This is a genomic window from Streptomyces sp. NPDC058665 (assembly GCF_042714995.1).
Lineage (GTDB): Bacteria > Actinomycetota > Actinomycetes > Streptomycetales > Streptomycetaceae > Streptomyces.
In genome coordinates this window covers 1-25,364 of record NZ_JBHXRX010000091.1, presented here as the reverse complement: position 1 = coordinate 25,364, position 25,364 = coordinate 1, and the positions used below count along the sequence as shown (strand labels likewise).

Sequence of the window (25,364 nt, the reverse complement as noted above, 5' to 3'; positions counted from 1 at the left end):
GCGACAGCGACCGGGTCACCGAGGCGGCGGGCCAGCGTCAGCAGCTCCAGAGTGGGCTTGCGGACGGCACCGTCCACATGATCGACATAGACGAGAACTTCAGCCATGGGAATGGATCTCCTTGCGGATTACGAAGTCTGAGGGGCGGTCAGGCGGATGAGCCTTAGATGAACTTCTGGCTCGCGAGGAACTCAGCGAGCTGCTTGCCGCCCTCGCCCTCGCCCTCGTCCTTGGCGATCGTGCCCGCCGTACGGGCCGGACGCTCAGCAGCCGACTCGACCTTCGTCCAGGCAGCGGCGAGCCCGACCTCCTTCGCGTCGATCTCCAGGTCGGACAGATCCCAGGACTGCACTGGCTTCTTCTTCGCCGCCATGATCCCCTTGAACGACGGGTAGCGCGCCTCACCCGACTGGTCCGTCACCGACACAACGGCCGGCAGGGAGGCTTCAAGCTGCTCGGTCGCCGCGTCACCATCACGGCGCCCCTTCACGGTGGAACCGTCGACCGACACCTCGGACAGCAGCGTCACCTGCGGCACACCCAGCCGCTCCGAGAGCATCGCGGGCAGGACACCCATCGTGCCGTCGGTGGACGCCATGCCACAGATCACCAGGTCGTAACCGGTCTTCTCGACCGCCTTCGCCAGAACCAGCGACGTGCCGAGCGCGTCCGTGCCGTGCAGATCGTCGTCCTCGACGTGGACCCCCTTGTCCGCCCCCATCGACAACGCCTTGCGCAGCGCGTCCTTCGCGTCTTCCGGACCGACCGTCAATACCGTGACCTCGGCGTCGTCCGAGTCTTCGGCGATCTGCAACGCCTGCTCGACCGCGTACTCGTCCAGCTCGGACAGCAGACCGTCCACATCGTCACGGTCAAGCGTCAGGTCATCGGCGAAATGCCGGTCACCCGTGGCGTCGGGCACATACTTCACACAGACAACGATCCTCAAGCTCACTGAACGCCCCTTTACAGTGTTCGGTACTCAGTACCTGATTATGCATACTCAGTCTCATCCATGTGGTGGTGCCGTTGATCACATGGCAAGCATCACTCGCCACCCTCGACGAGGCGTCTCAGTGAGGGGAGCAAGGCGTCGATGTCCTGCCCGGTCCTGAACGCGACAACGGTGGTGCCGCCGGGCTCCGGCGGGGAACCGGGTGCCGGAAAGAGGGCAAGCACCTCGCGCATCGCCTCGTCCAGCTCGGCGACCGGGTCGGAGGACTCGCCCCGCAACCACCTGCGCAGCACGTGGTTGTGGGCGGCGACCACCGCCGCGGCCATGAGTTCGGCCCGTAGCGACGCCGACTCCGTCGGGTCCCCCATCCAGTCCGCGATGAACTCCCGGAACTGCCGCTGATAGCGGGCCACACTGGCGATCTCCCGGTCCCGAAGGGCCGCCACCTTGCTGGTGAGCGCGTATCGCCGCCTCGCCAGATCACCCTCATCGAGGTAGTGCAGCAGCACCAGCCGCACCGCGTCCGACACGGCGACCAGCGCGGTGCTGTGACTGGAGGTCGCCAGCCGCTCTCTGATCAGCTCAAGCAGGCGGTCGTGGTCGGGAAAGATGACGTCTTCCTTCGACCGGTAGTGCCGGAAGAACGTCGTACGCCCGAGCCCCGCCCGCTCGGCGATGTCATCGACGGTCGTCTGCTCGTACCCGCGCTCGTCGAAGAGGGCGAACGCGGCGTCTGCCAGGCGGATCCGTGCAGGTGGCTTGCTCATGGCCGCTCATCCTTTACCGTCTCACCGTGTGAGCGCCACTTGCCCCACAGGGGGGCGGCGCTACTTCGAAGACACGGTGGCGCGGGACCCGGAGCGCTACGTCCGATACCGGGAGACCACCCAGCTTCTGCGCAGCCCCGAGTGGGCTGGGCAGTGACGAGGTCGTCTCCGCCGTCAAGGCGAACTGGGACGAGCCCGGTCAGGCCGTCGCCCCTCGCTGATCCTCCGATCGACAGCCGCGGGCAGAGATGAAGCGCCCCGACGCGATGTTCCACGCCGCCACCCTTTGGTATAATGGTATGACATTAATCGGACTGCCGAGAGGGGCCACGCAATGACGGGCGGAACGCTCATCGTCGGTGCCAGTCAGGCGGGTCTCCAACTTGCCGCTTCCTTGAGGCAGTTGGGAGACACAGCGCCAATCGCTCTGGTCGGTGAGGAGATCTATCCGCCCTATCGGCGACCGCCCCTGTCCAAGGAGGTCCTCGCCGGGTCGGCGGACTGGGAGTCGCTGAGCTTTCGGGCCCCGTCCTACTACGCGGACGCCCGGATCGATCTCGTGAGCGGCGAGCGTGTCGCCGACGTGGCGCTCGCCGGCGCGGGGCGGCCGGGGTCCGGTGTCGCGACGACAGCGAGCGGGCGCACGCTGCCCTTTGACCGGCTGGCTCTCACTGTCGGTGCCAGGCCCCGGCGGCTCGGCGTCCCCGGGGCCGACCTCGACGGCATCTGCTATCTGCGTGATCGAGACGATGCCATGAACCTGCGTACGCGTCTCGGCGTCGCGTCCCGCGTCGTGGTCGTCGGCGGCGGCTTCATCGGGCTTGAGGCGGCGGCCGTCGCCCGTGCGCTGGGGAAGGAGGTCACCGTGGTCGAGGCCGCCGAGCGGCTGATCCCCCGGGCCACGGCGCCCGTTGTCTCGGACTTCTACCGCCGGGCCCACCGGCGGCGCGGCACCCGGGTGCTGTTGTCGGCCGCCGTGTCCGGCTTCGACGGCGGCTCAGGGCGGGTGGACACGGTATGCCTCTCCGACGGCACGAGACTCCCTGCCGACCTCGTGCTCGTCGGGGTCGGTGTGGTCCCCCGCACCGAACTGGCCGAGCAGTTGGGGCTGGACTGCGACCAGGGCATCGTCGTTGACGCATACGCCCGCACGAGCAATCCCCTCATCGGCGCCGCCGGGGACTGCACCGTGCAACCCCACCCCACGACGGGGCTGGGCCGGGTGCGGCTGGAGTCCGTGCAGAACGCCGTCGCCCAGGCCACCGTCGCCGCCGCCTCACTCCTGGGCAGGCCCGTCCGGACGAGGACGGTGCCCTGGTTCTGGTCGTACCAGGGCAATCTCAGACTGCAGATCGCGGGCTTGTCGACCGGCTACGACGACCATGTCGTACGTGGTGAGCCGGACAGCGAGCAGTTCTCCGTCCTCTATTACCGGGAGGGTGAACTCATCGCCGTGGACGCCGTGAACAACCCCGCCGACTACATGACCGTGCGCAAAGTGCTCGGTGAAGGGGCGACCATCCCGTCGGGCAGCGCGGGCGACTTCGGGACGCCGTTGAAATCCCTCGTGGTCGCCGGCACGGGCGTGGTGCCGTCCTGCTGACGGGCAGGGCGCCGCGCTCGTACGACGGAGGCGTCAGGCCCGAGGGCCTCACGCCTCCTTTTCGTCTTCACGCGTTTCCCGGCTCAGATGACCGCCGCTTCCAGCGACTCGGGAGCGAACAGTTCCTCGGGCTCCAGCAGCCGCTCCGACAGGCCCTGTTCATGGTGGTAGCGCAGGAACGTACTCAGCGCGTCCCGGTTGCCGTCCATGCCGTAGGACCAGTAGTCCTTGCCCAACAGGCTCCGGGCTTCTTCCAGTTGGGGCGTCAGCCAGGGCAGCATGAACCGTAGCGCCGAGGTGTCGTAGAGATTCTCGTACGCCGCGTCCTTCGCCGCGAGCAGCGCCTTGTAGAGCGACTGGGCAACCCAGCGGTGACGGTCGTACACATCGCGCCTGACCACCACCACATGCATGATCGGAAAGATCCCCGTCGCCGCGTAGTACTCCTTCTCGGCGGCCACGACGTCCGGGAACACCCTGCGTACCCGGGGGTCTCCGGCGACGAACGGGCTCGGCACCCGGGGGGTGCATAGCGCGTCGATCTCGCCCTGGGCGAGCATCCGGGCGAGCGTCTTGTCCTCGGGGATACGGCTGACGCGCAGGGAGCCGGGCAGGTCGACGCCGGCCTTCTCGATTCGCCCCGGCGTCTCCTGCCCGCCGGTGAGATAACTGACCGAGTCGAACGGCACCCCGTGCCGGTCCCCCAGGATGCCCCGCATCCACACACAGGCGGTGAGCTGGTACTCCGGGGTGCCGATCCGCTTGCCCCGCAGGTCCTCCGGAGTGTGGATGTCCGCGTCGGTGTGGCAGTAGAGCGAACCGTGCCGGAACATCCGCGAGGTGAAGACGGGCAGGGCCACGAAGGGTGAGGGGGCGGCGCGCAGTGACAGGACGTACGAGGACAGCGACATCTCCGCCGCCTCGAACTCGTGATGCCGCATCATCCGGAAGAAGGTCTCCTCGACGGGAAGCCGCAGATACGTCAGCTCGATACCGTCCGGGCGGACGGTCCCCTCCTCCAGGGCACGCGTGCGGTCGTAGTCGCCGCAGGCGAAGGTGAGTCGCAGTCGTGTCATGGGGTGCGGTTACCTGCCTTCCGCCGTCAGTAGGGCGTCCAGACGCGGGTAGACGCGCCGGGCGTTGGCCTCGAAGACCTTGTGCCGTTGCTCGCCGGTGAGCCCTGCCCGGTCGATGTACCGCTTGGTGTCGTCCCAGGCGATGCCCGTCTCCGGGTCGACGCCGCGCACGGCGCCCAGCATCTCCGAGGCGAACAGGATGTTGTCGGTGTCGACGACCTTGTGCAGCAGTTCGATGCCCGACTGGTGGTAGACGCAGGTGTCGAAGAAGACGTTCCTCATGATGTGCTCCGCCGGGTCGGGCCGGCCCAACCGCACGGCCAGCCCACGGTAGCGGCCCCAGTGGTACGGCACCGCCCCGCCGCCGTGCGGGATCACGAACCTCAGCGTCGGGAAGCGGGTGAACAGATCACCCTCGACGAGCTGCATGAAGGCCGAGGTGTCCGCGTTCAGGTAGTGGGCCCCCAGCGCGTGAAAGTTGGGGTTCCGGGAGGCCGACACATGGATCATCGCGGGCACGTCCAGCTCGACCATCGTCTCGTACAGGGGGAACCAGAACGGGTCGGTGAGCGGCGGCGAGGTCCAGTGGCCACCGGAGGGATCGGGGTTGAGGTTGCAGCCGACGAAGCCGAGCGTCCGCACACAGCGGCGCAGTTCGGCCCTCGCCGCGTCGAGCGTGCCGCCGGGAGTCTGCGGAAGCTGGCACACGGCGGCGAAGTACTCGGGGAACAGCCCCACCACGCGGTGGACGAGGTCGTTGTTCGCGCGCGCCCACTCCTGCGCGGTGGCCGGATCGGGCACATGGTGCTCCATCGCCGACGCCTTCGGCGAGAAGAGCATGAAGTCGCCGCCACGCTCGCGCAACAGCTTGAGCTGGTTGCTCCCGACGCTCTCACGAATCGCGTCGTCGCTCAGGACGGCGGGTACGGGTGCCGGCAGTGCCGGATCCGCCAGGCGGGCCAACTGGGCGTCACGGAAGGCCTGGTGCTGCGGTGGGGCCGTCGTGTAATGGCCATGGATGTCAATGATCACCGAGGGACTCCGCGTGGTCGACGTAGGTGAGTCCCTTGCGTGCGAGCCGCTCACGCATCGCGTTGACATCGAGGCCGAGCTCGCCGTCGGCGTAGCGCTCGCGGGAGGCCGCCTCCTTCTCCGTACGGGCGCGTGACGCCTCCAGTACGCCTGCGGCGCGCAGCCGGGGCACCACCACGACTCCGTCGTCGTCGGCGACGATCACGTCGCCCGGCTCGATGTGCTGACCGGCGCACACGACCGGGGTGTTCACATCGCCGAGGGTTTCCTTCACCGTCCCGAACGCGCTGACATGCCGCGCCCAGACGGGGAAGGCCATCCGCCGAAGGTCCGCGACGTCGCGGCAGCCGGCGTCGATGATCAGTCCACGGACGCCCCGCGCGGCGAGCGCGGTGGCGAGCAGATCACCGAAGTAGCCCGCCTCGGACGGGGAGGTGGGGGCCACGACGAGGACATCGCCTTCGCGGCACTGTTCCACGGCCACATGGATCATCCAGTTGTCCCCGGGAGGCACCCTGACGGTGACCGCGGTGCCCGCGATGTGCGCTCCCGCCCAGACGGGCCGCAGTGCGGGGTCGAGGAGCCCCGTACGTCCCTGGGCCTCATGGACGGTGGCGACGCCGTAGCCCGCGAGGTCGTCGGTGATCGCACGGTCGGCGCGGGGCGGGTTGCGGACGACAGTGCTCATACCGCCGCCCAGGGCAGCAGGGACACGTGCACGGCGTCCTCACCGCTCTCGCCGCCGACGGTACGGATGGCGCGGTCGGCTTCGGCGAGGGAAAAGCTGTGCGTGCTCAGCTTCTCCAGCGGGAAGCGGCCCGACGCGATTTGTTCCAGGGCGAGTTCGCAGGAGCGGTAGCTGTGGCCGCGGGCGCTCTTGAGGGCGATCGACTTCTCCGTCAGCTTCTTCAGCGGGAAGTCGGGGAACGCGGCCAGCTCACCCTGGACGACCATCGTGCCCTCGCGCCGCTTGAGCGCGTCGATGCCCAGCAGGACGGGTGCGGTGCCGGCGCCCGCGGTGCAGTCCAGGACGACGTCGACGCCCCGGCCGCCGGTGAGCTCCAGGATGCTGGCCAGCGGGTCCTCCCGCGTCACGTCGATGACGTGGTCGGCGCCCAACTCCTGTGCGAGGGACAGGCGCGCGGCATCCTTCGTGGTGCCGGTGACGATGATGAGGGAGGCGCCCGCCTGCTTGCAGGCGACGACCTGTGACAGGCCCTGCTGGCCCGGCCCCTGGATGAGCACGGTGGAGGCGTATCCGACGCCCGCGGTCACCAGTGCCCACTCGATGCCGTTCGACAACGGCGTGACCAGACCGGCGAGTTCGGCGGAGACGCCGTCGGGCACACGGTGGGTGACCGAGTTCCACGGCAGGTAGAGGTACTGCGCGAAACCTCCCCACAGATGGTGTTCGTTCTCCGCCGAGGTGTACCCGTAGCGAAGGGCTTCGGGGTTGGTGCGCCAGTCGGTGGTCTCGCAGTGGCGGTACTCGCCCTGGTGGCACCACTCGCAGCGGAAGCAGCCGACGTAGTGCTCGACGAAGACGCGGTCGCCGTCAACGAGCCCCTTGCGCTCGGAGAACGCGCGGCCCGCCTTGGCGATGACACCCACGTTCTCGTGCCCCATGATCACCGGGTCGGTGAACGGCGGCTTCGCGTACATCTTCACGTCGGTGCCGCAGATGCCGGCGACCTCCACCTTCAGCAGGGCACCGTCGTCGGGTATGTCCGGCATCGGGAACTCCCGCAGCTCGGTGTGGCCGGGGCCCGTCCGTACCGCCGCGAGCACTTGCTCCGCCATGACTTCTCCTCACGTTCGGGGCTGTCCACCCGGACGACATCATATGGACTGATGGACTAACCATGCTACCTTTCGACCATGGCCGTACCTCACCTCAGGACAGTGACCCGCACCCAGGGCGACAACGAGGCCCTCAAGACAGGGGCGGTGACGCCCCGCGGCTTCCGCTTCGACTTCGAGGAAGTCCCGGTCCTCGTCCACGCGTTCCGGCGCATGGTCCGTGGTCTGGAGTTCGACGTCAGCGAGATGGCTCTGACCACCTATCTCGTGGCGAAGGCGCACGGAGCGCGCTTCACGGCCGTGCCCGCCTTCCTGGTCCGCGGTTTCCACCACGGCGCGATATTCCACGATCCCGCCTCCGGCGTCCGCTCCCCCAAGGACCTGGAGGGCCGCAAGGTCGGCGTCAGCCGCGGCTACACGGTGACCACCGGCGTCTGGGCCCGCGCCGTGCTCTGGGAGGAGTACGGCGTCGACCTCGACAAGGTGACCTGGGTGCTGTCGGGCGACGAGCACGTGGCCGCGTACCGGCCGCCGGCGAACGTCATACCGATGCGATCCGGCGATTCCCTCGACCAGATGCTGGTCCGGGGTGAGCTCGCCGCGGTGATCGGACCTGAGCCGGATGTGCCGTCCGTGGCTCCGCTCATCCCGAATCCGCGGGAGGCGGGCCTCACCGCTCTGCGCGAGCGCGGTTTCTACCCGATCAACCATCTGGTGGTCATCCGGGACGAACTGCTGGAGGAACGGCCGGAGTTGGCGGCCGACGTCTTCGACGCCTTCACGCGCGCCAAACAGCTGTACGTGGAGCGGCTGCGCGCCGGGAGCATCGAATCCCCGGGCGCCACCGACGTGATGTACCGCCAGGTCATGGAGGTGACCGGCGGGGATCCGCTGCCGTACGGGATCGAGCCCAACCGCGCCGTACTGGAGGAGCTCATGCGGCACGCCGTGGACCAGCGGATCCTCGAACGGCCGCCGCGTATCGACGAGTTGTTCGCCGAGGCCACGCGCACGCGGAGCGCCTGACCGTACCCGCGCTCCCGGGATCGCCGCACCGGAGCCGCCCGCCGAAGGGACCCATATGCGTATCGCCATCGCCGCCGACCACAACGGTCTCGCCCTCAAGTCCCGGCTCACCGCCTGGCTGACGGAGCACGGCCACACCGTCGACGACCGCGGCAGCCACAGCGAAGAGACGGTCGACTACCCGCCGCTGTGCGCGGACGTCTGCCGGCGGGTGACCGGGGGCCTCGCCGACCGCGGCATCGTCATCGGCGGAAGTGGACTCGGGGAGACCATCGCCTGCAACAAGATCCGCGGTATCCGGGCAGGTCTCTGCCACGACGTGTGGAGTACGGAGATATCGCGCGGCAACAACGACTCCAACGTCCTTGTCCTCGCGGCGAAGGTCCTCTCGGGAGAGAGGTCCGAGGACGTCGCGCGCACATGGCTGACGACACCGTTCAAGGGCGGCGTGCACGAACGGCGGTTGCGGCAGATCGCCGTACTGGAAGAGGGGTGACGGGCACGGCCGAAAGGCTCTGCGGCGGCGGAGACCGACAAGCCCGGGAGGCGCTGCCGCGCCTTCCGGGCTTGTTTCCCTACGCCGTTGAACCGTGATTCCTACGGCACTGCCGAGAGGAACTCCATGATCCGTGCCGGCACCGACGCCTCGGTCTGCCGCGCCACCGGCATGTCCCAGTACTCGCTGCGCGGGAGGCACTCCTGGAGATACCGGGCGGCGGACGGTGCGTGCGAGGTGTCCTGTCCGGGCACGATCAGTGCCGGCACGTCGAGCCGCAGCAGGTCTTCCGGTTCGGGTCCCGGCACCGTGTCCCGGTCGAACAGCAGCCGTACCATGCCGCTCACCGTGACCCGATAGCGACCGGGATCGGTGCGTACGTAACTGTCGGCGAACCGCGCGTCGCGGCGGATCACTTGGGCCCAGGGCCCGACACGGGGATCCTTGGTGAAGCCCGCCTCCGATCCCCGTACCAGCGTCACGACCCCTTCCAGACCATGCTCGTCCGCGAAGGCGAGATGGCGCTCGAACCGCTCGTGCTGCTTCATCCGGTACTTCACGCCTCCGGCCGGCGAGTACAGGACCATGCCCCGCACGCGCTCGGGGTGGGCCACCGCGACGGCCGCGACGGTGGAGCAGCCGACGCAACCGCCCATGAGGTGTGCCCGTTCGATCCCGAGGTGGTCGAGCAGGCCGATCCCCTGCCGGACATAGTCCGCCCAGGAGATCCGCTCCAGCCGCCCGCCGGAACCACCCGACTCGCGCCGGTCGAAGGTGACACAGGTGAACTTCTCGGTGAGACGGTCCAGCAGACGCAGCCGCCGGTGGACACCCACGGTCCGCCAGCTCTCCAGGCTGGAGTCGAACCCGCCGGGCGAGAACATCAGCAGGGGCGGTCCCGAGCCGGTGACCTCGTAGCGCGTGGGAATCGCGTCGATGTCGACGGTGTGCATGGAAGGTGTTCCTCTCATGGGGCGGCGACCGCTCCGGATCAGTCCGCCGACGGAACGGGTACACCGCCGGCGACCTGGCGTGCGGCCCGCACGTCCCCGGCGTACGCCGTGATCGCGTCGAGCGTGATCCGGGCGACGTTGGCGTAGGTGTCCGGCGGATTGTCCAGAGCCGACGCCGCGTAGCCGATCGCCGCGTGGGCCATACGCATCCGCCCGTCGAGCCAGGGACCACCGCCGAAGCCGCCCACCACGGGGATGGACACGGCATCGGCCACGGCGGCGCCCACCACCGGACCGGAGTTGGTGAAGTTCAGCAACGCGGCGCCGGCCTCTTCGAGTTGCCTGGCCTCCGTGATCATGGCTTCACGCATCGCGGCCGGCACCTGGTCGGCGGCGGAGGGCACGGCGTTGTACTCGACGCCGTAACGCAGCGCCGTCTGCGGTGTGATCCCGAACTGGGCGAACACCGGAATCCCCGCGCGGGTGATCGCGGTGACGGCGCCGGGGAAGTCGGCGGCCCCGTCCAGCTTGACCAGGTCGACCCCGGCCTCCTTGACGAACCGGACGGCCGCCCGCACCGCGCTGTCCGTGCCTTCCTGCAGGGGGCCGAACGGGAAGTCGACACAGACCAGGGCCCGGTCGACGCCCCGCCGCACCGCCCGCGCGACGACGATCATCTCGTCCATCGTCACCTCGAACGGGTTGGAGTGTCCCCAGAGGTTCACCCCCACCGTGTCGCCGACCGAGACGAGATCGACGCCGGCCCGGTCCGCGATGCGCGCGATCTGGTAGTCCCAGGCCACCACTCCGACGATCTTTGTCCCTTCGTCCTTCATCCGCCGCAGATCGCGCAGCGTGACCCTGTCGGACATGTGCGGTCCTCCTAGACCCTGAGCGCGGTGAGCAGTTCGAAGGCGTCGCTCTCGTCGGCGGTCAACAGGAGTACGCGGGCGTACGGTCGCAGCGCCGCGACGGCGTCGTCCGCCCCGGAGCCGTCGCCCATCACCACGCCGGCCGTGGTGATGCTCCGCCGCCGGCAGATCCGGCCGATCGCCGCCGCGGCGGCCCGGCCACCGTCCTCGGTGGCGAGGACGACCACCACATCGGTACTGATCAGCGCCTCTTCCAGCGGGGTGATCCCGCCGTCGAGACCGTGCAGCAGGCCATCGGTGTCCCGGACGCCTTCCGCCGAGTAGAACCGGGCACGTGCCCAGGGCCACTCGGTGAGCCGGCGCGCGACGGCGACCGCCCTGGCATCCAGCGCGATGACGCGGGCGGCGCGGGCCGGGGCGATGGGTGCGTCGATCCGGAACCGGGACTCGCTCGCCGATGCCGCTCGGGCGCTCTCACTCAGACCCGTCGCCGCTGTCGTCGTCATGATCGTTGCCATGTCTCAGACCGACGACTGCGAGACGCCGGGATTCACCTTGACCGCGTCGCGGCAGGAGTCCAGGAACGACTCGGCCTGTGGCAGCACCACGGCCGCGGACCGTACCTGGTGGTGCTCCGGGTCGACGCCGGGAGGCGTGACGCGCTGGTCGCGCAGCGCGAGCGCGGCTTTGCGCAGTTTCTGGCGGGCCTTGATGATCCCGCTGTCGGCGGGCACGAGCCGTTCCTTGCTGCGGTCCACGACGGGACCCATGCTCTCCTGCAGCGAGGCGTCCTGCATGGCGATGCCGGCCACACCGGAGTAGGTCTCCCCGCGCTTCTGCGCCTCACGGTCCATCAGGTAGTCGTTGTCCATGTTGGCGACCGGCCGGTAGGTGCCGGGGATGGTCCGGGTGTGGACGCCATGGCCGTCGATCATGGCCTGGCGCTCGCTGCCGGTGAGGGCGCGCACGGGGTGATAGTCGAAGGAGTACGTCCAGCAGTTCTCGTCGTCGATCGGCACCCAGAAGTGGCCGTGCACGGGGTGGTCGCCGCGGGGCGGGACCATCGTGAAGGCCGGCATCACCCAGGGGGTGATGCGCCAGTAGTAGGTCCCCTCCTCGGCGTTGCGCCGGGCGCCGACGAAGAGTCCGCCGTCGCTGTCGGCGACCTCGAAGAACGGCTTGGTGTCGTTCATGTTGTACTCGTTGCCCTTGGCGCCCTTGAACAGCGGGTCGCTCTTCAGGCCGCCGGAGTGCAGGAACGTCACATGGCTGGAGTCGATGCCGCCCTCGAAGGCCTGCAGCCAGTTGCTCTGCTGCCAGCGCTTGGAGGTGTAGGTCTGCTCAGCGGGAACATGGACCCATTCGAACTCCGGCCGCGGGGGCTGGGTGGCCCTGTCTCCCATGTAGGTCCAGAGCACGTCGCCGATCTTCACCAGCGGGTACGACGTGAGCTGCACGTTCCGGCAGAAGCTGCTGTTGTCGGCCTCCGAGGGGACCTCGACGCACTGACCGGTGATGTCGTACTTCCAGCCGTGGTAGGGGCAGCGCAGGCCGGAGCCCTCGTTGCGGCCGAACCACAGGGACGCGCCGCGGTGGGCACAGAACTCGTCGATCAGGCCGTAGCGCCCCTCGCTGTCGCGGAAGGCGACCATGCGCTCCGACAGGAGCTTCACACGCACGGGCGGGCAGTCGTTCTCCGGGAGTTCCTCGGCCAGCAGCGCGGGAATCCAGTACTGGCGGAACAGCTCGCCCATCGGCGTGCCCGGACCGGTCTGTGTGAGCAGCTCGTTGATGTCTTTTCTGAGCACAGCCGTTTCCCTTTCAGGTACTGACCCTCCGGCGGGTCGTGAACATCGGTGCCGGACGGTGCGTCCGGGTTGCCCTTTTTCAGGGCTGGTCCGGGGGGATCTCGACGGTCAGTCCGCCGAGTTCCTGGGTGACGTCGATCTGGCACGACAGCCGGCTGGTGTCGCGCCGTTCGGCCACGGCCAGATCGAGCAGGTCGTCCTCCATCTCGCCGGGCGGGCCGACGAGCGGCGCGAACTCGGCGCGCACCCAGACGTGACAGGTGGCGCAGGACAGATTGCCGCCGCACTCCGCGACGATCCCGGGAACACCGTTCTTCACCGCGGCTGCCATGACCGAGTCCCCGGCCGTCGCGTCGACGGTGTGCTCGGGCCCGTCGGCGCCGACGAAGATCACCTTGGGCAAGATCCCAACTTCCTCTCGCGATCGGCGGAATCCATCACGAACGGACACGCCGATGGACCACACTCGCGCTGATGGTCTGTCCATTAGACCAGATGCGGTGAAGTGGAAACAAGACGCCGGAGGCGGGGTCACAATCGGCGGCATGCGCACCCTGATCCTGCTTCGCCACAGCGAGAGCGAATGGAACATGAAGAACCTGTTCACCGGCTGGATAGACGTCGACCTGACCGCGCGGGGCGAAGAACAGGCCCTGAGCTGCGGGAAAGCGCTCGGCGCCGCCGGGCTAGCCCCCGCCCGCGTACACACGTCCGTGCTGACCCGCGCAGTCCGTACGGGCACGCTGGCCATGGAGGCCGCCGGCCGTCCCTGGGTTTCCACGGCCCGGCACTGGCGGCTCAACGAGCGGCACTATGGCGCCCTGCAGGGCCGTGAGAAGTCGGCGGTACTGGGCGAGTTCGGCGAGGAGCGGTTCCGGCTGTGGCGCCGCTCCTACGACGCCGCCCCGCCGCCGGTCGCCGAAAACTCACCGGGGGATGTCTCGAACGACCCCCGGTACGCGGGCCTGCCCCGCGACCTCCTGCCGCGCACCGAGTCGCTCGCGGATGTCACCGCGCGCCTGCTGCCCTACTGGCACGACGCGATCGTCCCCGATCTGCACTTGGGGCACACCGTCCTGGTCGTGGCGCACAGCAATTCACTCCGGGCCCTCGTCGCGCATCTCGACCGGCTGACCCGCGAGGAGTTGCTGTCCTTGAACATCCCCACGGGCATGCCGCTGCGCTACGACCTCGGCGATGACCTGGTCCCGCTGGTCCGGGGCGGCTGTTACCTGGACCCGGACGCGGCGGCCGCGGCCGCCGACCAGGGCAGCGGACGACTCCGTACGCGTCGTTGACGCCCATCACCAGTGGACTTATGGTTCTACCAATTCCACCCCCCTTCATCCGTACCCATGCACGGTGCGTCACCGGAGCCGACCAGGAAGGGCCGCCCATGGCCAAGGATGCGATCGTCAACGACAACCTGGCGGCGAAGTTCGCCACCGAGAAGGACTCCCCCTACACGCGATGGGTCGCCGCCGAGGGGCTGGACATCATCGCCGCCCACCATGTGCCCGACCTGCGCACGGTCGAGCTGAAGCCGTGGGAGCGGCGCGGCGGCCGGGGCGTGTTCATCAACCACGAGGCCACCCGCACCTCGAACGACTGCTACGTCTGCGAGATCCCGGCGGGCGGGAAGCTCGCTCCGCAGCGGCAGTTGTTCGAGGAGATGATCCTCGTCCTCGACGGCCAGGGGTCGACGAAGGTCTGGAACGACGCCGGAGCCGAGGTCGCGTTCGAATGGCAGGCCGGTTCGATGTTCGCCATCCCGCTCAACGCCCACCACCAGCACTTCAACGGCTCCGGCGGCAGGACGGCGCGCTTCGTGTCGTCGACGAACATGCCGCCCGTCATCAACCTCTACGATGACGCCGACTTCGTCTTCCACACTCCGCGGGACTTCCCCGACCGTTTCGACGGGGAGCCGGAGTACTTCTCCCCCAGGGGCGAGCAAAAGGGCCTGCTGCTCGACACGAACTTCGTCGCCGACACGGTCAACCTGCCGCTGATCGAGGCGAAGGAGCGCGGGGCGGGCGGCGGACACATCCGCTTCGCCATGGCCAAGGGGTCGATGAACAGCCACATCTCGCAGTTCCCGACCGCGACCTACAAGAAGGGGCACCGGCACGGACCGGGCGCCCATGTCATCATCCTGTCCGGCGAGGGCTACAGCCTGATGTGGCCCGAGGGCGAGGAGCCGCGCCGCTACGAGTGGGGCCCCGGCACCCTGATCGTCCCGCCCAACATGTGGTTCCACCAGCACTTCAACACCGGGACCGAGCCCGGCCGTTATCTCGCCTTCAAGCACGAGGTGGTCTCGGTGCGCAACGCCCAGGGTGTGCCGAAGGCCTGGATCAGCCGGCGCATCGGCGGCGACCAGATCGACTACGCCGACGAGTCGCCGTACGTACGCGAGACGTTCCGCGACGCGCTCGCCAAGAACGGCATGGAGCCGCGAATGGACCCCGTCTACAGGACAGAGCTCGAAACGCTTCCCCCGAAGCCGGGCCCGTCCGCCACCGCCTGACATCCCGACGTCCGCGAAGGAGCGGAACCGTGCGGCACGCCGAAGAACACAACCCTGAGGACGAGGTGCGCACGGTCCACTCGGCCTACACCCCCGACCACGACCACACCCACGACGACGAGCCGGCCGGAACTTTGCAGGACAACCCGATCTGGCAGCAGGACAACGTCACGCTGCACAGCGTCGGGATGGACATCGGCTCGTCCGGCACCCAGGTCGTCTTCTCCCGTCTGCGTCTGCGCAGAACGGGAGAGGACCTGACGAGCCGATACCACGTGGTGCGCCGAGAGACCCTCCACCGCTCGCCGGTCGAACTCACCCCGTACGCCGACGCCGAGTACATCGACGCGGGCGCGCTCGGTTCAATCATCGACACCGCCTACCGCGAGGCGGCCGTGGACCCGGCCGACGTGGACACCGGTGTCGTCATCCTCACCGGTGAGGCGCTGCGCCGCCGGAACGCCGAGGTGATCGCGGGCATCCTTGCCGAGCGCGGCGGCGAATTGGTCACCGCGAGCGCCGGGCACCATATGGAGGCCATGCTCGCCGCCTACGGGTCGGGGGCGGCGAAGGCGTCGTTCGACACCGGGCAGCGCATCCTGAACGTCGACATCGGGGGCGGGACCACCAAGCTCGCCGTCCTCGACGGCGGGCGGGTCGTGGCGACCGCCGCCGTACACATCGGCGGCCGGCTCCAGGTGATGGACGACACCGGTCGCATCGTCCGTCTCGACCCGGCCGGCCGTGAGCACGCCGCGCGCGCCGGGTTCACCTGGAAGGTGGGTGACACCGCCCGCGACGACGAGGTGGAGCGGGTCGCGCAGTCCATGGCGGACGCACTGGTGGACGCCCTCACGGCCGATCCCCCGCCCGCACGCGTGCGGGACCTCTACCTCACCGGTCCGCTGGCGGACGCCGGCCCGATCGACGGGGTGATGTTCTCGGGCGGGGTGGCGGAGTACGTGTACGACCGGGAGCGGGCGCACTTCGGTGACCTCGGCCGTCCTCTCGGCCGTGCGCTGCGCCGGCGCGCAGACGCGGGCAGGCTCCCGTACGCCCTGCTGCCCGCCGGCGAGTGCATCCGTGCCACGGCGCTGGGCGCGTCGGAGTTCAGTGTCCAGCTGAGCGGCAACACCGGGCACATCTCGCATCCCGACGCGCTGCTGCCACGGCGCAATCTCCAGGTCATCCGACCCGTCTACGAACTCGGCGAGACGGTACGGTCCGAGGACATCGCCGCCGCGGTGCGCGGCCGTCTGCTCGCCCTCGACGTCGCACAGACGGGCGTGGACGTCGCCCTGGCCCTGTCGTGGAGCGGTCCGCCGAGCCACGAGAGGCTGCTGCCCTTCGCGCGGGGCGTCAGGGACGCGCTCACCGACCGCATGGCCGCGGGCAACCCCTTGTACGTCGTGCTCGACGGGGACGTGGCCATGACGCTCGGCCGGCTGTTGCGCGAGGAGCTGGGGGTCACGGCGGATCTGCTCGTCATCGACGGCTTGAGTCTGCGGGACTTCGACTACGTGGACATCGGGCGGGTGCGTTTCCCGTCGAGCACGGTGCCCGTCACCATCAAGTCCCTCGTCTTCGGAGACGACCCCCGCTGAGCGGCATAGCCCAGCCGTGTGAACGAACCGAACCCGCAAAGTAACAATGAAGTAAAGCTCTTGTCCGATGGTTAGACCATAAGACCGACCCTGCTGTTCTATGCAGGGCCCGAGCCGACGGAAGGTGACACCGATGTGCGATCACCGTCCGTCGGGCACTCGGACCGAAGCGAACCGCGGTCGCTTACCAGTCGGCTGACACCAGGCCGCCCCTCCCGGTGATCACGCGTTCGCCACCCCGGCGCACGCACCCTTCCCCCACCTGCGCTCTTCCGTCCGCTTGCGGACCTGTCCGCTTCCTCCAAGGAGTGTGCGATGCGTCATGGTGCTCTCCCCGCCGGCCTGTTGGCCGCCGGTCTCCTCCTCACCGCCTGCGGCGCCCCTCCGACGACGGGCGCGGCCGGATCGGACCCCGGCACGAACCCCTACGCCGAGTACGACTCGCTCACCGGCGCCGAGCGCACGGCCAAGCTGGTCGCCGACGCCCGGAGTGAGGGCGGCGTACTCGATCTCTACACCTCCAACACCGACATCCAGGACCTCGTCGACGGCTTCCAGAAGGCGTACCCGGGCATCAAGGTGCACGCCTTCCGGGCCAACTCCGAGACGGTCCTGCAAAGGGCCCTGCAGGAGAACCAGGCGAACAAGCCGCAGAACGACGTCATCGACACCAACGACCTCGAACTGCGGGCACTGGACTCCCAGCGGCTGCTCCATCCCTACAACGGCCCCGCCAAGGCCGGACTGAAGGAGGCCGCGAAGAATCTCGGCGGCTGGACGGCCGAACGCTTCAACGCCTTCGTCGTCGGCTGGAACACCAACGAGGTCAAGAAGGACGAGGAGCCCAAGGACTTCGCCGACTTCGCTGACCCGAAGTGGAAGGGCAAGCTGGCCGTCGAGGTGGGCGACTGGGACTGGTACGCGTCGATGCACACGTATCTGACCGAGGAGAAGAAGATGAACTCCTCGGACGTGGACGCCCTCTTCAGGAAGATCGCCGCCAACGTCAAGGTGACCAAGGGCCACACGGTGCAGGGCGAACTGCTCAGCGCCGGACAGTTCGGCGTCGCCCTCTCGGTGTACAGCCACACCATCGACAAAGCGACGGCGAAGGGCGCACCGGTGGCCTGGCGGCCCGTCGTCGAGCCGGTGATCCTGCGTCCCAACGGCATCGGCCTGATGACCAACCCGCGCCACCCCGCCGCTGCGCTGCTGTGGACCGACTGGGTCCTCAGCGACGGCCAGAAGATCATCGCGGATTCCCTGCGTATCCCCGCCGCCGAGACGGTGCCGGGCTTCAAGGATCCGATCCCCGCCGGCGCCACCACCTACAGCCTCTCCAAGAGCGCCGAGACCGACTCCAAGAAATGGAACGCCGACTACGACGCCCTGTTGCGCGGCGTTCCCACGGCGGGCTGACCCGCACATCCCTTTCGCCTCTTTCAGGAGAGCACCGCATGAGGACCCGTAACACCACCCTCGCCGTGGCCGGACTGCTGGTCGCCACCGTCACCCTCACCGGCTGCGGGGGCGCCATTCCGACCGCGTCCAACAGCAAGGCTCAGGACGTCTACGCGCAGATCGCGGAGCTGCCCAAGGACCAGCAAGTGGACAAGGCCCGGGAGCTGGCCGGCAAGGAGGGCAAGACCCTGTCCCTGTACACGTCGATGACGGCGGACATCGCGACGCCGGTCGCCAAGGCCTTCGAGAAGAAGTACGGCATCCGGGTCAGCGTCTTCCGCGGCAACTCCGAGACGGTGCTCCAGCGAGCCCTGCAGGAGGGTCAGGCCGGCAAACCGGGCGCCGACGCGGTGGAGACCAACTTCCTGGAGATGACCGCGCTGTCCGGCAACGACATGCTGATGCCCTTCAACGGCTCCGCGCTCGACAAGGTGGAGAAGACCGGCACGTTCGCGAACTGGACGGCGAGCCGGCTCAACGTCTTCCAGCCCGCGTGGAACACCGATCTGATCAAGCCCGGTGACGAGCCGCAGAGCTGGGAGGATCTGGCGCTGCCCAAGTACAAGGGAAAACTCACCCTTGAGATCAGCGACAGCGACTGGTACCAGAGCGTCACCAAGTGGTGGCTCGATCACGGCAAGAGCCAGGCCGAGGTGGACAGGCTGTGGAAAGCCATCGCCGCCAACGGCAAGGTCGCCAAGGGCCATACGACGATGATGCAGTTCCTCACGGCGGGCCAGACGCCGATGGAGACGATGAACTACACCTACATCACCGACCGGGCCAGGGCCGCGGGCGCCCCCGTCACCCATCTCCCCGAGAGCGGGGTGTCGAAGATACCCGCCTTCGCCCGGCCCAACGGTGTCGGCATGATCAAGGGAGCCCAGCACCCGGCCTCGGCCTGGCTGTTCTACCACTGGCTGCTGACCGACGGGCAGAAGGAGCTCGTCAAGCTGAAGCTCACCCCGTCGACGAAGGTCCCCGGCGACAAGAGCCTCAACGGGCTCACGCTCGCCCCCTTCGACGTGGAGACGCTCAGCTCGGACACCGGCACCTGGGACAAGAAGTACGACGCGCTTCTGCGCGGCGTCGACAGCGTGGGGAACTGAGGCCCATGACACTCGTACCCGCTCCCACCATGTCGCAGGACGACGGCCCCGGACCGGAGCCGGCTCCCGGCCCCTCGCCTGCCGCCCGCGCCACGCCCGGCCGCCTCACGCGGATGCTGCGGGGCCTGCTCTCCTTCCAGGGCCTGCTGGTCGGCGGCGCCGTTGTCATCGTCGGCTATCTGGCGATCGTGCCGCTGGGCTATCTGATCCACGACACGTTCCTGAGCGCCGACGGCACCGGTGTCACCTTCGGTGCGTTCTCCCGGGCCTACGGGGGCAACGCGCAGGCCGGCGACATGCTCCTCAACTCGATGTGGTTCGCGCTCGGTTCGGCGGCGCTCGCACTCGTCCTCGGTACGACCCTGGCGTATGTGCAGGTCCGCACGGACACGCCCTTCAAGGGGCTGTTCTTCGCGGCGTCGCTGGTGCCGCTCATCGTTCCCGGCATCCTCTACGCCACCGCGTGGATATTCCTCGGTGACCCGTCGAGCGGCATCCTCAACTCCCTCGTCTTCGAGCCCCTGTTCGGCTCGACACCGATCAACATCTACAGCGTCTGGGGCATGATCTGGGTCCAGGGGCTGCACCTGGCGCCGGTCGCCTTCCTGCTCATGGTCGCCGCCTTTCGCGCGATGGACCCCTCGCTGGAGGAGTCCGCCGCCATGTCGGGTGCGAACGGGCTGACCGTCCTGCGCCGCGTGACGGTTCCGCTGCTGCGGCCGGCGATGATCTCCGCGGCCCTGCTGATGTTCGTGCAGTCCCTGGAGAGCTTCGAAGTACCGGGCCTGCTCGGCCTCCAGAACGGCATCTACGTCTTCACCAGCCGTATCTACTTCGTACTGCGGGCCTACCCGGTCGACTACGGGGCTGCCGGCGCCTACGCCATCGGCCTGCTGCTGATCGCCGCGGCCGGCGTGCTGCTCTCCAGCTGGCTGCAGCGCTCCTCGCGCAGCTTCCAGACGGTGACAGGCAAGGCGTTCCGGCCCCGCCCCGTCGAACTCGGCCGCGCGCGGCCGTTCGTCGGCATCGCCGTGATCGTCTACTTCCTGATCACCGTGATCCTGCCGGTCGCCGTCCTGGTGTACGCCTCGATGCTGAAGTACTACGCGGCGCCGTCGCGCAAGACACTGAGCACGATGACGCTGGACAACTACCGTGCGGTCCTCGACATGCCGCTCGCGTTCACCGCGCTCAAGAACTCGCTCCTGCTCGGCGTGGGCGCCGCGACCGCGGTGATGGTCCTGACAGCCGTGGTCTCCTGGGTCGTTCTGCGGACCAAGGCACCGGGCAGGCGGCTGCTCGACCTCCTCGCCTTCACCCCCATCGTCATCCCCGGCCTGGTGCTCGGACTGGCGCTGTCCTTCGTGTATCTGCGGATGCCGCTGCCGATCTACGGCACGCTGCTCATCCTGCTCATCTCGTACTGCACCCGCTATCTGCCCTACGGCATGCGGTACTCGTCGGCGGCGATGGCCCAGATGTCACCGGAGCTTGAGGAGTCGGCCCATGTGTCCGGGGCCTCCTGGTTCCAGACCTTCCGCAGGATCCTGCTGCCCCTGATGAGCAGCGGCATCCTCGCCGGCTGGGTCTACATCCTCGTCGTGTCCTTCCGCGAACTGTCCAGCACGATCCTGCTCTACAGCCCCGGCAAGGAGGTGCTGTCGGTGCTGATCTGGGAGCAGTTCGAGAACGGCCAGTTCACCACCCTCGCCGCCTTGGGTGTCCTGATGGTCCTCCTGCTCGTCCTGCTCGTCTCCATTGCCTACCGCCTGGGCGCCCGCTTCGGGTTGCAGGGCGACTCCGCGAACTGACCGAAGGGACCTTCAGCGATGTTGACGGTCGAATCCCTCAAGAAGAGCTACGACGAAACAGCGGGACGCAAGGCCAGACGCCGCGACGACGACACGCGCACATACGCGGTCGGCGGGGTCGACTTCGAAGTGCACGACGGCGAGATGTTCACTCTCCTCGGCCCCTCCGGCTGCGGCAAGACCACCACCCTTCGCTCGGTCGCGGGCCTGGAACGCCCGACGGACGGACGGGTCACGCTCGGCGGGCGGGTGTTGTTCGACGCCGCCCAGGGCGTCAACGTCCGGGCCAGCCGGCGCGACTTCGGCATGGTCTTCCAGTCGTACGCCATCTGGCCGCACATGTCGGTCTTCAAGAACGTGTCCTTCCCCCTGGAGGTCATGCCCCGCACGAAGCGGCCCGGACGCAAGGAGATCGAGGAACGGGTCGCGCAGGTCCTCGACGTGACCGAACTCGGCAGCTACGCCGCACGCCCCGCCACCAAACTCTCCGGCGGTCAGCAGCAGCGGCTGGCCCTGGCCCGCGCCCTGGTGACCCATCCCGAACTGATGCTGCTCGACGAGCCGCTGTCCAACCTGGACGCCAAGCTGCGCGAGACGATGCGCTTCGAACTCAAGCGTCTCCAGCGGGAGTTGAACCTGACAGCGATCTATGTGACACACGATCAGTCCGAGGCACTGGTGATGTCGAGCCGGATCGCGGTGATGAACCAGGGACGCATCGAGCAGATCGGCAAGCCCCGCGAGATCTATACCAGGCCCGCCACCCGTTTCGTCGCCGAGTTCATCGGCACCTCCAACTTCCTGGAGGGAACGGTCGCCTCGGTGCAGGGCCAGGAGGTTCAAGTCGACACCGAGCACGGCCGGCTGGTGGCCCACGAGGTGGAGAAGCTGCCATCGGCCGGCGACACCGTACTGGTCTCGGTCCGGCCCGAGTGCGTCGACCTGTCCCGCGAAGCGCGCGGCAACGTGCCCAACGAGTGGTCCGGCAAGGTCCTCACCCGTGCGTTCATGGGCGATGTCGTCGACCACATCGTGGGCGTCGGCAAGCTGGAGATCCGCAACCGCTCCAACCCCAACCTGTCTATCCCGCCGGGCACAGAGGTTCATTTCTCCATCGCCCCGGACAAAGTCACCCTGGTCCCCGTCGACTGACCGATGCCGATACCCCGCGTACTGCGCAATCGCGACTTCGACCTCTACTGGGGTGGTGTCGTCCTGTCCCAGATCGGGGCCCGGGGCGCCATCGCCGCCAATCTCTACCAGGTCTACCAGCTCACCGGCTCAACAGCGCAGGTGGGACTGGTCGGCCTCGCTCAGGCGGTGGCGCTGCTGATCCTGTCACCGGTCGGCGGGATCTACGCCGACCGGCTGGACCGGCGCCGGCTGTTGCAGGTCACACAGGCTGTCGCCCTGCTGGTGTCGGCATGGCTCGCCGCCGTGACCCTCGCGGACGCCGCGACCGTGTGGACGGTGGTCATCTCCTCGCTGCTGGCGACGGCGGCGGCCACCTTCGACCAGCCGGCCCGGCAGGCGCTCATTCCCGCGCTGGTGCCGCGCGAACAGCTCGTCGAGGCGTTCGCGCTGCTCAACCCCTCGCGCGAGCTCGCGATCCTGGTGGGCCCCGCGTTCGCCGGCGTGCTGATCGCCTTCGGCGGGCCGGGGGCCGTCTATGTCTTCGACGCCGTCACCTACGCCGTACTCGTCGTTGTCCTCGCCCTGCTGCGGGTGCCGCCCCTCATCTCGGACGACAAGCACCGGTCGCTGCTGGAGAGCCTGCGAGAAGGTGTGCGCTACGTGGCACACCGCCCCGTGATCTGGCAGTTGATGGGCCTGGACATGACCGCCACGGTATTCGGTGCCTACCGGGTGCTGCTGCCTGCCTTCGCGGCGGACATCCTGCATGTAGGGGCGACCGGTTACGGGCTGCTGTCCGCCGCCCCGTCGGCCGGCGCGCTGATCGGTTCGCTATGGGTGTTCAGGCTCGTGCGCACCGCGCGCGCGGGGCGGGTCGTGCTGTGGGGAACCGCCGCCTACGGCTTGGCCGTGGTGGGGCTCGCCCAGTCACGAGTCTTCGTCGTGGCGATCGTCATGGCCCTCGCCCTGGGGGCGGCGGACGCCGTCGCGACCACCGTCCGCCATGCCGCCGTGCAGGTCGAGACGCCGGACGGGCTGCGCGGACGTGTCTCGGCCATCTACCAGATGTGCTCCCGGGGCGGGCCCGCGATCGGTGACTCCGCCATGGGGCTGCTGGCCGGGGCGCTCGGACCGGTCCTGGCCCTCACCCTCGGCGGCCTGGTGCCCGCCGCCGCCTCCGCGGCGAGCGCGGTACGCAGCCGCACCGTGCGCGAGTACAGCGTGCCCGGTCCCGAGCCCGCCGCCCCCTGACCCCTTCCCCGACTCCCGCGTTCCCCCGCTGCTTGTCTGGAGACACCGTGAGTACACATACGACGACCGAGGTCACCCACTACCACGTACAGAAACGCCGCCGCGCGGCCTTCATCGAGGAGTGGCGCGACAACCACCGCACGGTCGTCGCCCATGAGGACGTCGTGATGCACCCGACCGAACGAGGCAGCCGCGTCGGTGTCTTCGTCGGTGCCGACGGCGACCGGCCCACCCGCACCATGGACGCCCTCGCCCACGAGATGGACCCGGGAACGACGACCACCGTGCACCGGCACTCGTGGGACGCCATGGTGTTCGTCGTGGCGGGCTGGGGCTGGACCGAGATCGACGGCGAGCGCGTCGACTGGGGCCCCGGCGACTCGCTGCACCTGCCGGCCTGGTCCTGGCACCGCGGCGGCAACGACGGGGACACGACGACGCGTTACCTCACCTTCTCCGGTGAGCCGCTGCTGGAGACGATGGGGATGTCCGTCCTTGAGGACGCAGGTCACACGGCCGTGTCCGAACTGCCCCCGCGCCCGGCCTTCTCGGCGGGCCGCGACGGCTCCGACCCGTACGCCGCGCGGCTGCGCCGACTCGCACGCGACCAGGAGTCCCGCCGCTCGGGCCGGCTGCACACGAGCTGGGACGAGCTCGAACTGCGCAACACCCCGCGCGGGACCCGCACCACCTTCCTTCTCGACCGGGCCATCGGCTACCAGGCCTCCGGCATCACCATGGCGATGTTCGAGATCGGGCCGGGCCGCGCGCAGTCGATGCACCGGCATCCGGGGGAGGCATGGCTGTACGTCGTCGAAGGCTCGGGCGAGAGTTACCTCGGCACCGAGCCCGAGGGCGGCGAGCGGCACCCGTGGAAGAAGGGCGACATCATCGTCGTCGACCACTTCCTGTGGCACCAGCACATCAACACCGATCCGGAGCACACCGCGAAGGTGGTGCGCATCCATATGTTCGACAGCCTGCTGGAGACGATGCGCGCGCTGTGCGATCCGCTGGTGCTGTTCGAGGAGCCGCCGGAGCACATCCGCGACGCGCAGGCCGGTGCCCCTTCGACGATCCAGTGGCCGGCGCTGACGCGCCCCACGTGGCCGTGAACGGGGACAAGAAGCGGTGAACACCACACTGCCGCACGGCGTCTCGGGGATCCACGCCTTGCCGGCCGGCCACCACGACGGCCCCTGGGACTCCGTGATCATTGATCCCCGCGTCAAGGAACGCCTGCTCGCGACCGCCGTCCTCGTGCTCCGGCACGGGAGGCGGCTCGCGGGCTCGGCCCTGGCACCACACGGTCTGGTGGTGCTGGCCGGGCCGCCGGGCACCGGCAAGACCACCCTGGCTCAGGGGCTGGCCCAGGCAGCCGCCCGCACCCTGGCTCCGCACGGCGCGAGCACCCTGGTGGAGGTCGATCCGCATGCCTTCCCCAGCGAGATGCTGGGCGAGAGCCAGCGGGCGGTCTCCCGGCTGTTCCGCGAGACCCTGCCCGAACTGGCCGCGCGCCGTCCGCACACCATGGTCCTCGTCGACGAGGTCGAGGCACTCGCGGTACGGCGGCACTCGGCGTCCTTCGACACCAACCCGGTGGACGTGCACCGGGCGACGGACGCGGTGCTCAGCGGTCTCGACGCGCTGCGCGCCCAGCGGCCGGGCACCCTGCTCGTCGTCACGACGAACTTCGCCCAGGCTGTCGACGAGGCGTTCCTCTCCCGGGCCGACCTCATCGTCCGCACAGAGCTGCCGGACGAGTCGGTGGTCCCGCGGATCGTCGCCGACTCGCTGCGCGGCCTGGCGGCGCAGTGGCCCGAACTGGCCCCGCTGGCCCACGATCCCGCCGTACACCAGCGGGTGGGCAAGCTGCTCACCGGGCTGGACGGCCGACGGATCCGCAAGACCGTGCACGGAGCGCTCGCGCTGCGCCTGGAGACGGCCCAGGAACCGTCTCTGCTCAGGCTCGACGATCTCGTGTCGGCGGCGGAAGAGGCCGCGGCCGAGCGGGCGTAGGGCGTGTCTTCTGGATCAGGGCGGAACGGCCGTTGCCCCACACCGTGTCCGCGGTGT

The 25,364-nt window shown here is 68.9% G+C and carries 24 protein-coding genes and 1 pseudogene; 13 read left to right on the top strand and 12 right to left on the bottom strand.

Features of this window, described 5'->3' with window-relative positions:
- The 3 genes and pseudogenes from ACFWV8_RS35350 to ACFWV8_RS35340 form a co-directional block, all read right to left on the bottom strand.
- Positions 1-107, bottom strand: a pseudogene (locus ACFWV8_RS35350) (electron transfer flavoprotein subunit alpha/FixB family protein); the annotation flags it as partial.
- 56 nt (positions 108-163) lie between these two features.
- Positions 164-955: an electron transfer flavoprotein subunit beta/FixA family protein gene (locus ACFWV8_RS35345; RefSeq protein WP_384214024.1), complete on the bottom strand. Its 792-nt coding sequence runs from the start codon at positions 953-955 to the stop codon at positions 164-166.
- Between the two features lie 92 nt (positions 956-1,047).
- The gene (locus ACFWV8_RS35340; protein ID WP_329392000.1) at positions 1,048-1,722 is read right to left on the bottom strand and encodes a helix-turn-helix domain-containing protein; all 675 of its coding nucleotides are present in this window, start codon (positions 1,720-1,722) and stop codon (positions 1,048-1,050) included.
- A 334-nt stretch (positions 1,723-2,056) separates the two neighbouring features.
- On the opposite strand from ACFWV8_RS35340, the gene ACFWV8_RS35335 reads away from it, so the two are divergent.
- The gene (locus ACFWV8_RS35335) at positions 2,057-3,325 is read left to right on the top strand and encodes an NAD(P)/FAD-dependent oxidoreductase (RefSeq protein WP_384214022.1); all 1,269 of its coding nucleotides are present in this window, start codon (positions 2,057-2,059) and stop codon (positions 3,323-3,325) included.
- 83 nt (positions 3,326-3,408) lie between these two features.
- On the opposite strand, the gene ACFWV8_RS35330 is transcribed toward ACFWV8_RS35335, so the two are convergent.
- Genes ACFWV8_RS35330 through ACFWV8_RS35315 form a run of 4 tightly spaced genes read right to left on the bottom strand, consistent with a single transcriptional unit; the run spans position 3,409 to position 7,233 of the window.
- A complete protein-coding gene (locus ACFWV8_RS35330; protein ID WP_384214021.1) occupies positions 3,409-4,401 on the bottom strand; it encodes an ABC transporter substrate-binding protein in 993 nt (330 codons plus the stop codon).
- A 9-nt stretch (positions 4,402-4,410) separates the two neighbouring features.
- On the bottom strand, positions 4,411-5,433 hold the full coding sequence (locus ACFWV8_RS35325; RefSeq protein ID WP_384214019.1) for an amidohydrolase family protein: 1,023 nt from the start codon (positions 5,431-5,433) through the stop codon (positions 4,411-4,413).
- Complete coding sequence (locus ACFWV8_RS35320) at positions 5,423-6,121, bottom strand: 4-carboxy-4-hydroxy-2-oxoadipate aldolase/oxaloacetate decarboxylase (protein ID WP_384214017.1); 699 nt, start codon at positions 6,119-6,121, stop codon at positions 5,423-5,425. The genes ACFWV8_RS35325 and ACFWV8_RS35320 overlap by 11 nt, the downstream gene beginning before the upstream one ends.
- The gene (locus ACFWV8_RS35315) at positions 6,118-7,233 is read right to left on the bottom strand and encodes a zinc-binding dehydrogenase (protein WP_384214015.1); all 1,116 of its coding nucleotides are present in this window, start codon (positions 7,231-7,233) and stop codon (positions 6,118-6,120) included. Before ACFWV8_RS35315 ends, ACFWV8_RS35320 begins: the two co-directional genes overlap by 4 nt.
- A gap of 78 nt (positions 7,234-7,311) precedes the next feature.
- Between ACFWV8_RS35315 and ACFWV8_RS35310 the strand changes: the two genes are divergently transcribed.
- Both ACFWV8_RS35310 and ACFWV8_RS35305 read left to right on the top strand, forming a co-directional pair.
- Positions 7,312-8,259 carry an ABC transporter substrate-binding protein gene (locus tag ACFWV8_RS35310; RefSeq protein ID WP_384214014.1) on the top strand — a complete coding sequence of 316 codons (948 nt, stop codon included), beginning with the start codon at positions 7,312-7,314 and terminating at the stop codon, positions 8,257-8,259.
- A 55-nt stretch (positions 8,260-8,314) separates the two neighbouring features.
- Positions 8,315-8,755: an RpiB/LacA/LacB family sugar-phosphate isomerase gene (locus tag ACFWV8_RS35305; protein ID WP_384214012.1), complete on the top strand. Its 441-nt coding sequence runs from the start codon at positions 8,315-8,317 to the stop codon at positions 8,753-8,755.
- Positions 8,756-8,856: 101 nt separating this feature from the next.
- Here ACFWV8_RS35305 and ACFWV8_RS35300 read toward each other — a convergent pair whose 3' ends face one another.
- From ACFWV8_RS35300 to ACFWV8_RS35280, 5 genes are all read right to left on the bottom strand, one after another.
- Positions 8,857-9,708 carry an alpha/beta fold hydrolase gene (locus ACFWV8_RS35300; protein ID WP_384214010.1) on the bottom strand — a complete coding sequence of 284 codons (852 nt, stop codon included), beginning with the start codon at positions 9,706-9,708 and terminating at the stop codon, positions 8,857-8,859.
- A gap of 38 nt (positions 9,709-9,746) precedes the next feature.
- A complete protein-coding gene (locus tag ACFWV8_RS35295; RefSeq protein WP_384214008.1) occupies positions 9,747-10,580 on the bottom strand; it encodes a 3-methyl-2-oxobutanoate hydroxymethyltransferase in 834 nt (277 codons plus the stop codon).
- An 11-nt stretch (positions 10,581-10,591) separates the two neighbouring features.
- Positions 10,592-11,086: a 3-methyl-2-oxobutanoate hydroxymethyltransferase gene (locus ACFWV8_RS35290; protein WP_384214006.1), complete on the bottom strand. Its 495-nt coding sequence runs from the start codon at positions 11,084-11,086 to the stop codon at positions 10,592-10,594.
- Positions 11,087-11,101: 15 nt separating this feature from the next.
- A complete protein-coding gene (locus tag ACFWV8_RS35285) occupies positions 11,102-12,388 on the bottom strand; it encodes a Rieske 2Fe-2S domain-containing protein (protein WP_384214004.1) in 1,287 nt (428 codons plus the stop codon).
- Positions 12,389-12,467: 79 nt separating this feature from the next.
- The gene (locus ACFWV8_RS35280) at positions 12,468-12,791 is read right to left on the bottom strand and encodes a 2Fe-2S iron-sulfur cluster-binding protein (RefSeq protein WP_384214002.1); all 324 of its coding nucleotides are present in this window, start codon (positions 12,789-12,791) and stop codon (positions 12,468-12,470) included.
- 142 nt (positions 12,792-12,933) lie between these two features.
- Between ACFWV8_RS35280 and ACFWV8_RS35275 the strand changes: the two genes are divergently transcribed.
- From ACFWV8_RS35275 to ACFWV8_RS35230, 10 genes are all read left to right on the top strand, one after another.
- Positions 12,934-13,686, top strand: a complete 753-nt coding sequence (locus ACFWV8_RS35275; RefSeq protein WP_384214000.1) for a 2,3-diphosphoglycerate-dependent phosphoglycerate mutase — start codon at positions 12,934-12,936, stop codon at positions 13,684-13,686.
- A gap of 98 nt (positions 13,687-13,784) precedes the next feature.
- The gene (locus tag ACFWV8_RS35270; protein WP_384213998.1) at positions 13,785-14,918 is read left to right on the top strand and encodes an ethanolamine ammonia lyase-activating protein; all 1,134 of its coding nucleotides are present in this window, start codon (positions 13,785-13,787) and stop codon (positions 14,916-14,918) included.
- Positions 14,919-14,947: 29 nt separating this feature from the next.
- Entirely contained in the window at positions 14,948-16,522 is a 1,575-nt protein-coding gene (locus tag ACFWV8_RS35265; RefSeq protein WP_384213997.1) for an ethanolamine ammonia-lyase reactivating factor EutA, read from the top strand.
- 315 nt (positions 16,523-16,837) lie between these two features.
- A complete protein-coding gene (locus tag ACFWV8_RS35260; protein WP_384213995.1) occupies positions 16,838-17,941 on the top strand; it encodes an ABC transporter substrate-binding protein in 1,104 nt (367 codons plus the stop codon).
- 38 nt (positions 17,942-17,979) lie between these two features.
- Entirely contained in the window at positions 17,980-19,092 is a 1,113-nt protein-coding gene (locus tag ACFWV8_RS35255) for an ABC transporter substrate-binding protein (protein ID WP_384213993.1), read from the top strand.
- 5 nt (positions 19,093-19,097) lie between these two features.
- A complete protein-coding gene (locus ACFWV8_RS35250) occupies positions 19,098-20,903 on the top strand; it encodes an ABC transporter permease (protein ID WP_384213991.1) in 1,806 nt (601 codons plus the stop codon).
- 18 nt (positions 20,904-20,921) lie between these two features.
- Complete coding sequence (locus ACFWV8_RS35245) at positions 20,922-22,055, top strand: ABC transporter ATP-binding protein (protein WP_384213989.1); 1,134 nt, start codon at positions 20,922-20,924, stop codon at positions 22,053-22,055.
- A 3-nt stretch (positions 22,056-22,058) separates the two neighbouring features.
- Positions 22,059-23,288 (top strand): MFS transporter, encoded by a 1,230-nt coding sequence (locus ACFWV8_RS35240; RefSeq protein WP_384213986.1) that lies wholly within the window; start codon positions 22,059-22,061, stop codon positions 23,286-23,288.
- Between the two features lie 47 nt (positions 23,289-23,335).
- Positions 23,336-24,403 (top strand): cupin domain-containing protein, encoded by a 1,068-nt coding sequence (locus ACFWV8_RS35235; protein WP_384213984.1) that lies wholly within the window; start codon positions 23,336-23,338, stop codon positions 24,401-24,403.
- 16 nt (positions 24,404-24,419) lie between these two features.
- On the top strand, positions 24,420-25,307 hold the full coding sequence (locus ACFWV8_RS35230; RefSeq protein ID WP_384213983.1) for an AAA family ATPase: 888 nt from the start codon (positions 24,420-24,422) through the stop codon (positions 25,305-25,307).
- Positions 25,308-25,364 lie beyond the last annotated feature (57 nt).